The sequence below is a fragment of the Coleofasciculus sp. genome (assembly GCF_046539235.1).
In the GTDB taxonomy this organism is placed as follows: Bacteria; Cyanobacteriota; Cyanobacteriia; order Cyanobacteriales; family Coleofasciculaceae; genus Coleofasciculus.
Genome location: NZ_JBKHHI010000383.1, coordinates 1 through 6,447, shown reverse-complemented (window position 1 = coordinate 6,447; position 6,447 = coordinate 1). Strand labels below are relative to the sequence as shown.

Sequence of the window (6,447 nt, the reverse complement as noted above, 5' to 3'; positions counted from 1 at the left end):
GATCGCATCGAAATCTCATCCTCACCACTGGTTAATATTGTCAACTACCCGACGCTGATGCTCGGCATACAGCGCGGGCTTCCTACCCAGAAACTAGCCGATGAACCCTCTGAGAGCAAAAGTCCTACCCTAAGTGTACCTCATCAGCGTGGGAAACGCTGTACTAGGTGTGATCACAAAAATTGTTCCTTTCTACTAGAGAATTGAAAGCTATGAGGGCTACCTCTTCAAGAACGATGCCAACGGGTTTGTCCATCGGGTCGATCTATCAAGGCAATGCCTGCTCCTTGCAGTTGATTGCGGATGCGATCGCTCTCGGCATAGCGTTTTTCTTGGCGTGCTTGATGCCGTTGTTGCAGTAGTGATTCAATCCAATTTACATTAATCTCTGGTAAGGTTTCGGCTTGAACCTCTAAACCAAACACCCCAGCAAGCTGCCTTAACGTCTGCGATAAAGCACGTAAGTGCACATCCTCAAGTTCCTGAGACCCTTGATGGCAACGCTGATTAAACTCTAGAACAGTAGGTTGTTTGAACGCCACACTCGATTCAACGTAACTCATTGTATTTTCTCCTGATAATAAGCGAGTTAAAACAGCGAACCATCAACGTTCCACCTTTACTCCTGGCGGATAAAGATGGTTTTTAATTGGTTGGTCTTGGATCAAATGCTCTCGCACAATCCGACAAGAGCGGTGTAACTAGCGTTGAAAATTCACCCATGATAAATTTCCTAAAATGTGGTACTAATACCCAGCCGAAAACTACGTCCCACGGCAGGATAACCGGGATATTGCTCGTATTGTTCGTCAAATAAATTATCCAGGTTGCCGTTCAATACCACAGTCCTGCCCAGGGGGATACGGAGTTTGAGATCGACGGTGGTGTATCCTGGCAAGGATTCGGTGTTGGTGTTGTTGACGAAGTAACTACTGAGATGGCGCAGAATTATACCTGTGTAAAGTCCTGCCGGTGTCTCGTATGCTAGTCCAAAATTGACTTGATCGGCATCCCGGAAACTCAGTCGGTTATCTTCAATATCCGGATTGCGATCGCGCACAATACGCGGGTCATTCAGGGTATAGTTGGCAAAGGCATAGAGATGGCGAGCAAGTTGCAGGTTCAGAGCCGATTCTAAGCCCAACGTTCTCACTTTACCGATGTTTTCGTAAGTGCTGGGAGAGCCAAACTTAAAGTTAATCAGATCGGAAATGGTGTTACTAAATAAGGTGAGCCGCAGCAGCCCTATTTTACCCAATTCCTGATCGATACCAATATCAAAGCTATCTCCCCGCTCCGGTTTTAAATCAGGATTCCCTACCACATTAAAAGCAGCTAACCCTTCCAGGTTGGAGATTTGCGGTCCCCGAAAACTTCTGGCATAGTTGGCTCGTAACGTTGTGCTGTTTGAGAGAGCAAGCCGTGCGCCAACGCTGGGAGATGTAAATGAGCCATTCACCAAGCTATTGAAATCTTGTCGTAGCCCCAAGTTAACGCTGAAACTGGGGGTAAAATTGACCTCATAGCGGGCAAACAGTGCGCCCTGCGTGATGTCGCCATCGTAGTTTACTTCGGTGCTGTTAGTACCATAACTGAAGGTGGTATTGCGCGATCGCGTGTTGCGGTAATCCGCGCCATAGGTGAGCGTCTGGTTCTTCGCCACTTGCCAATTATGCTGTACTTGCAGCCCAATCGCCCTCCGATTCACCTCATCTTGAGTACCAAAGGTGTTTGGGTCAGGATTGTTGTAGTTATAGTTGAGGAAATCAGTGAGGTTAATGCGATCGATCTCGAAGGGAAAATCATTGTTCGCCTCAGTGCGGGTGTAACCTACTGTCCAGCCAATTCCGCTACTGCGTCCCCTCGTTTGAATTGCCTGCTCATTTAACCCAAAGCTCCCTGCCGCTGTCCGCAGAGTAACTTCGGGTTTATCTGAGGGAGAACGAGTGATAATGTTAATCACACCGCCTAGTGCGTCTGAACCGTAAAGTGTAGAGCCACCCCCCGGCAGTAACTCAATGCGTTCAATGTTATCGGCTGTGAATTCTGACAAATCAAACCCACCGAAAAAGCCCACGTCATTGATGGGGCGGCCATCGAGTAAAATCAAGACCTGTGCTGAATTGGAGCCACGAATAAACTGACTACTCAAGGCACCTAACTGTCCCCCTGCCGTGCCATCACTCAGAATTCCCGGCAGGTATTTTAAGGCTTCTTGAACTGTCCTCGCTCCCTGTGCTTCAATCTGCTCTCGATTAATCACATAGACGGGGCGGGTGGAGTCTCTCACGGTGGCTTCCCTGCGAAATGGTGCATACACAGGTTGATTCAGAATTTCGTCCGTGACGATAATCTCAATTTCTTCTTCTACCTCTAGGTTGGCATCGGGTGACGGCGTTTGGGCGATTGCACTTGATGCAGAAGCGATTGCAACCGTTATCAATCCCGTCAAACTCCAGCCAAACATCCCCACTTTCTGGGGGGCAAACAAACTACTGCTATCCACTCAAACCTCGCAAAATGACTAAACAGGCTGTCCAGATGCACGACTCACCACGACAATTCGTCCCGTTATGACGCCTTCACTGTTGCCATAATGGAAAAATTGTGATGTCTGACAACGCAACTGTTGCCTAAAACAACTTGATTAAATTCAACAACCCTAACCTAGCTATCGCTTGAGGTTAGGGATTGCCAGAGACAGGTCTGGCGACGCAAGAGTTGAATATGACCATTGAGCCGTTAGCTGGCACGTACTTCCAGGTGCGTGTTATTGAGTGGGGCAAAAATCTTTTTACCATCTTCTGTACCTCGCAGATAGATTTACAGTTCAACCAACATCGGCGGGCATTCTGACTCAGAGACATCAGTCTCATTACAGCTGCGGGACAGCGTCGGATTTGCACCAAACTTTCCCCATTACTTCTAACGGCTGCTCCCCGTTAGAACCGAGTTATATTGGCAATTATATCACGGTTTAAGCCATGAGTACCTGTGAAATTTTATGCATCGCCCAATCAATCTCTTCTAAAGAAATCACCAGAGGTGGAGCAAAGCGAATAATATTATCCCGCGTTTCTTTGGCTAGTATTCCCTCGTTTGCTAATGCCTGACAAAAGCGCCTTGCCCCACCCGCTTCTTCATGCAACTCTACTCCAATCAGTAGACCTTTACCTCGCACTTCTTTGATATATGGACTTTCAATAGATTGGAGTTGTACTAAGAAATATTCTCCCAATTCTGCCGCCCGTTCTGGTAAATGTTCTTCGAGAATCACATCAAGTGCCGCACTACCAACTGCCGCCGCTAAAGGATTTCCCCCAAAGGTACTGCCATGATCTCCCGGCTGAAATACATTCATGACCTCTTCGGTACTTAAAAAAGCCGAAATCGGATAAAATCCACCTGATAATGCTTTTCCAACCGTGATGCCATCCGGCTTGACACCTTCATGTTGATGGGCAAACATTTTACCCGTTCGTCCCAATCCTGTTTGAATTTCATCAAAAATGAGGAGTACCTGGTTTTCTCGGCAAATCGTTTCAGCTTGCTTTAAGAATCCTGCCGGAGGAATAATAATGCCTCCTTCTCCCTGAATCGGTTCCACTAAAAATGCTGCTGTGTTAGGAGTGATCGCATTTTTTAGTGCCGACACATCACCAAATGGAATAACTTTAAATCCAGGGGTCAAAGGCCAGAATCCATCTTGATATTGTTCTTCAGTAGAAAAACTAATCAGACTAATGGTGCGACCTGAAAAATTATTACTACAGACGATGATTTCGGCTTGATTGGTCGGCACTCCTTTGACGGTATAAGCCCACTTGCGAATCGCTTTAATAGCCGTTTCGACAGCTTCGGCTCCACTGTTCATAGGGAGAACTTTGGGTAAGCCAGAAATTCGACACAACTTTTCGTAGAATTGTCCTAATTTGTCGTTACGAAAAGCACGAGATGTTAAAGTTATTTTTTGTTAATCAAAAGAAGCAGCCTATTCGCAGTTCGTAATCACTAAAGTGATTACTACAAGCTGCTTATTTATAGTACATGAAACCTGTTGCCCATTCTGTTTGAATGCAGAACTTAGATAACATTTGGGGCAATCGAGTATATCGTTGCGGCTTTTCTAAGGATGATTTCGCCGTCATCCGTACCTCGCGGATAAAAAACAACTGGAACTTATGCGATCGGCGGGCATTCTGACTCAGAGACATCAGTCTCATTACAGCTGCGGGACAGCGTCGGATTTGCACCAAACTTTCCCCATTACTTCTAACGGCTGCTCCCCGTTAGAACCGAACTGTGATTTTCACTATATCACCATTATGTGTTTTTTGTCTCCCCTGTTCCCCTGATTTTGCCCACAAGGGGAATAAACAAGGCGAATGGCGGAAATGGGTAAGTCCGGAAGCACCAAAATTCCCTTGGCTCGACTGACTCTAAATCCAGATGTAGCACAAAAGTACTATTACTGTTTAAACAAACTTGGCAATCAAAATAATAATCATTGTCAAAGTTAAGGGAATATAGTCTCGCGGCAAAAAAGCCGCTTCAATACTAGATCAATAGGAGGACGAAAATGTCTCACCTTAATACACCTATTTTAGAATCTTTGACCGCTGTCTTTCACGTCATAGCGAGTGCAAGAGTCTACACCAAGAGCGACATCAGCTAGTAATTCATCAGCTAGGTCGAGAAGTTTGGCGATTCGCGCATCGCTGAGTTGGTAGTACACGAAACGACCCTGCTGTTGACGGACAACTAAATCGCAACAGCGTAGACAACTCAGATGATTGGAAACATTAGACTGGGTGAGTCCTGTTGCTTCAACAATTTCGTTGACATTCTTGGGTCTATCTCGCAAAACATTGAGGATGGACAAACGCGAGGAGTCAGAAAATCCCCGAAACATTTTGACCTTCAGGTCAGTAGCTTGAGTTTTGGTGACTTGAGGTTTGGCAATCATTGATAGGAGGCAACAGGCTTGTGGCTTGATATATTAGTTGTTACTGATATTTACTAATATAGCAACGGACATATCGATTTAGACATTATAGTTTGCGTTAAAGGGAAAAGGGAACGGGGAACAGACAACATGTCCTAACTGCCTTGGCGACTACTATATCTCCTACTACGTAGCACCAGCAAGAACTGAGAAACTAGAACCATAACAGGCAGTTCGATTAGGGCACCAATAACTAAAGCAAGGGCAACCAAGGGACGCTCTGGAAAAGCAGATGTGGCGATTGCCAGTGAAATTGGTGAGTTCCTTGCCAGAGTCGTGCAACTAAAGCAAGCAAATTCTTCATAGCTAAAATTGCCCAGACGCGCAATAATTTGACTGCTCAAGAAGTTTATACTGAAGAAGATTAAGACAGGCACCAGCATCTTTAGCAGTAAATCAGGGCGTTGAATTACAATCAGCCCCTGTGATGCAAACATGGCGGCGATTGCTAAACAAAGAAGTAACGTTTGCCCTGATGCTATCTTCAGCGGAATCTGAAGCCAAAAACCAACCCAACGTGGAAGTAACCACTTAGTTGCAAGTGCCAGAAGCATAGGAACAGCCAAAACCAGCATAACGCTTTCAAGCAGAATTGTTGCATTAATATCTACCAGAGTTCCCGCAAAGACCACTAGGTAGATAGGCAAAAGAACAACCTGCAAAATTAAGTTCCAAGGAAGCAAGGCTGTAGCCAGGGCAACATTTCCTTTGGCAATACCAGTGAAGATGAGATACCAATCAGTGCATGGTGTAACCATCAACATAATCAGCCCCACCCAGAGATCGGGAGAATCCCGTAGAAAAATTGCTCCTAATCCCCAAGCAAAAACAGGAGTCCAGAGAAAGTTTATCCCTAGGCTCAGTCCGGTCACTTTATAGTTTTGAAATGCATTGCCTAAGCGATCAAATGGAATATCTAGAAATACTCCATAGAGCATCACCGTTAGGGATGGAACCACAAAGGATAGAGCATTTTCGGCAACCCATTTTATTTGTCCCAGCGCCAACCCAACCGAAATAGCAATGATAATAAACAAAGGTTGGAGTTTTTCAGTCAAGCTCACGTTGAAAACCTCTATTGAATTGGTGAAGAGAATGACAGGCGTACTGGGGATTGAGCCGAGATACCTGCATGAAAGTGCAAATAGTCCTCAAACTCTTACAGTATAAAGGTTTTCCCTAGGAGGGATAGACAAACGCCAGGAGTCAGAAAATCCCCGAAACAGTTTGACCTTCAGATCGGTAGCTTGAGGTTTGGCAATCATTGATCGGGGGCAACAGGCTTGTGGCTTGACATATCAGTTGTTACTGATATTTAATCATAGCTTTAAAGAGTGCTTCTACCTGGTGTAGAAAAGGCTTGTGTCAACTTTGCCAGTGGCAAGCTTACCGTCTCTTATGACCCATGCCAAGTCGAGGAAAGGGTGATTCGCGATCGCATC

The 6,447-nt window shown here is 45.5% G+C and carries 7 protein-coding genes, 1 pseudogene and 2 riboswitches; of the genes and pseudogenes, 2 read left to right on the top strand and 6 right to left on the bottom strand.

Annotation, left to right across the window (positions count from 1 at the left end):
• Nucleotides 1–207, top strand: a 207-nt coding sequence (locus ACLFWI_RS24685; protein WP_446415115.1) for a hypothetical protein, incomplete at its 5' end; no start/stop codon positions are given.
• Nucleotides 208–227: 20 nt separating this feature from the next.
• Here the strand turns inward: ACLFWI_RS24685 and ACLFWI_RS24680 are convergent.
• Both ACLFWI_RS24680 and ACLFWI_RS24675 read right to left on the bottom strand, forming a co-directional pair.
• Nucleotides 228–563, bottom strand: coding sequence for a CysS/YqeB C-terminal domain-containing protein (locus ACLFWI_RS24680; protein WP_446415114.1), 336 nt, complete (start codon nucleotides 561–563; stop codon nucleotides 228–230).
• A 170-nt stretch (nucleotides 564–733) separates the two neighbouring features.
• Nucleotides 734–2,467 carry a TonB-dependent receptor gene (locus tag ACLFWI_RS24675; protein WP_446415116.1) on the bottom strand — a complete coding sequence of 578 codons (1,734 nt, stop codon included), beginning with the start codon at nucleotides 2,465–2,467 and terminating at the stop codon, nucleotides 734–736.
• Nucleotides 2,468–2,691: 224 nt separating this feature from the next.
• Here ACLFWI_RS24675 and ACLFWI_RS24670 point away from each other — a divergent pair, with 224 nt between their 5' ends.
• Entirely contained in the window at nucleotides 2,692–2,856 is a 165-nt protein-coding gene (locus tag ACLFWI_RS24670; protein ID WP_446415113.1) for a hypothetical protein, read from the top strand.
• A riboswitch (cobalamin riboswitch) is annotated at nucleotides 2,826–2,968 on the bottom strand. It overlaps the preceding gene by 31 nt.
• Nucleotides 2,969–2,977: 9 nt before the next feature.
• Here ACLFWI_RS24670 and rocD read toward each other — a convergent pair.
• From rocD to ACLFWI_RS24650, 4 genes and pseudogenes are all read right to left on the bottom strand, one after another.
• A pseudogene (gene rocD / locus ACLFWI_RS24665) lies at nucleotides 2,978–3,973 on the bottom strand (ornithine--oxo-acid transaminase); the annotation flags it as partial.
• 61 nt (nucleotides 3,974–4,034) lie between these two features.
• The gene (locus tag ACLFWI_RS24660; protein ID WP_446415112.1) at nucleotides 4,035–4,214 is read right to left on the bottom strand and encodes a hypothetical protein; all 180 of its coding nucleotides are present in this window, start codon (nucleotides 4,212–4,214) and stop codon (nucleotides 4,035–4,037) included.
• Nucleotides 4,173–4,315: riboswitch (cobalamin riboswitch) on the bottom strand. (Overlaps the previous gene by 42 nt.)
• Before the next feature lie 288 nt (nucleotides 4,316–4,603).
• Entirely contained in the window at nucleotides 4,604–4,966 is a 363-nt protein-coding gene (locus tag ACLFWI_RS24655; RefSeq protein WP_446415111.1) for an ArsR/SmtB family transcription factor, read from the bottom strand.
• A 134-nt stretch (nucleotides 4,967–5,100) separates the two neighbouring features.
• Nucleotides 5,101–6,069: an arsenic resistance protein gene (locus ACLFWI_RS24650; RefSeq protein ID WP_446415110.1), complete on the bottom strand. Its 969-nt coding sequence runs from the start codon at nucleotides 6,067–6,069 to the stop codon at nucleotides 5,101–5,103.
• Between the last annotated feature and the right edge of the window lie 378 nt (nucleotides 6,070–6,447).

Excerpts from the sequence above, each read along its gene's own strand:
- ACLFWI_RS24675 (WP_446415116.1), bottom strand. The coding sequence starts at position 2,467 with ATGTTTGGCTGGAGTTTGACGGGATTGATAACGGTTGCAATCGCTTCT.
- ACLFWI_RS24660 (WP_446415112.1), bottom strand. The coding sequence starts at position 4,214 with ATGTCTCTGAGTCAGAATGCCCGCCGATCGCATAAGTTCCAGTTGTTT.
- ACLFWI_RS24680 (WP_446415114.1), bottom strand. The coding sequence starts at position 563 with ATGAGTTACGTTGAATCGAGTGTGGCGTTCAAACAACCTACTGTTCTA.
- ACLFWI_RS24655 (WP_446415111.1), bottom strand. The coding sequence starts at position 4,966 with ATGATTGCCAAACCTCAAGTCACCAAAACTCAAGCTACTGACCTGAAG.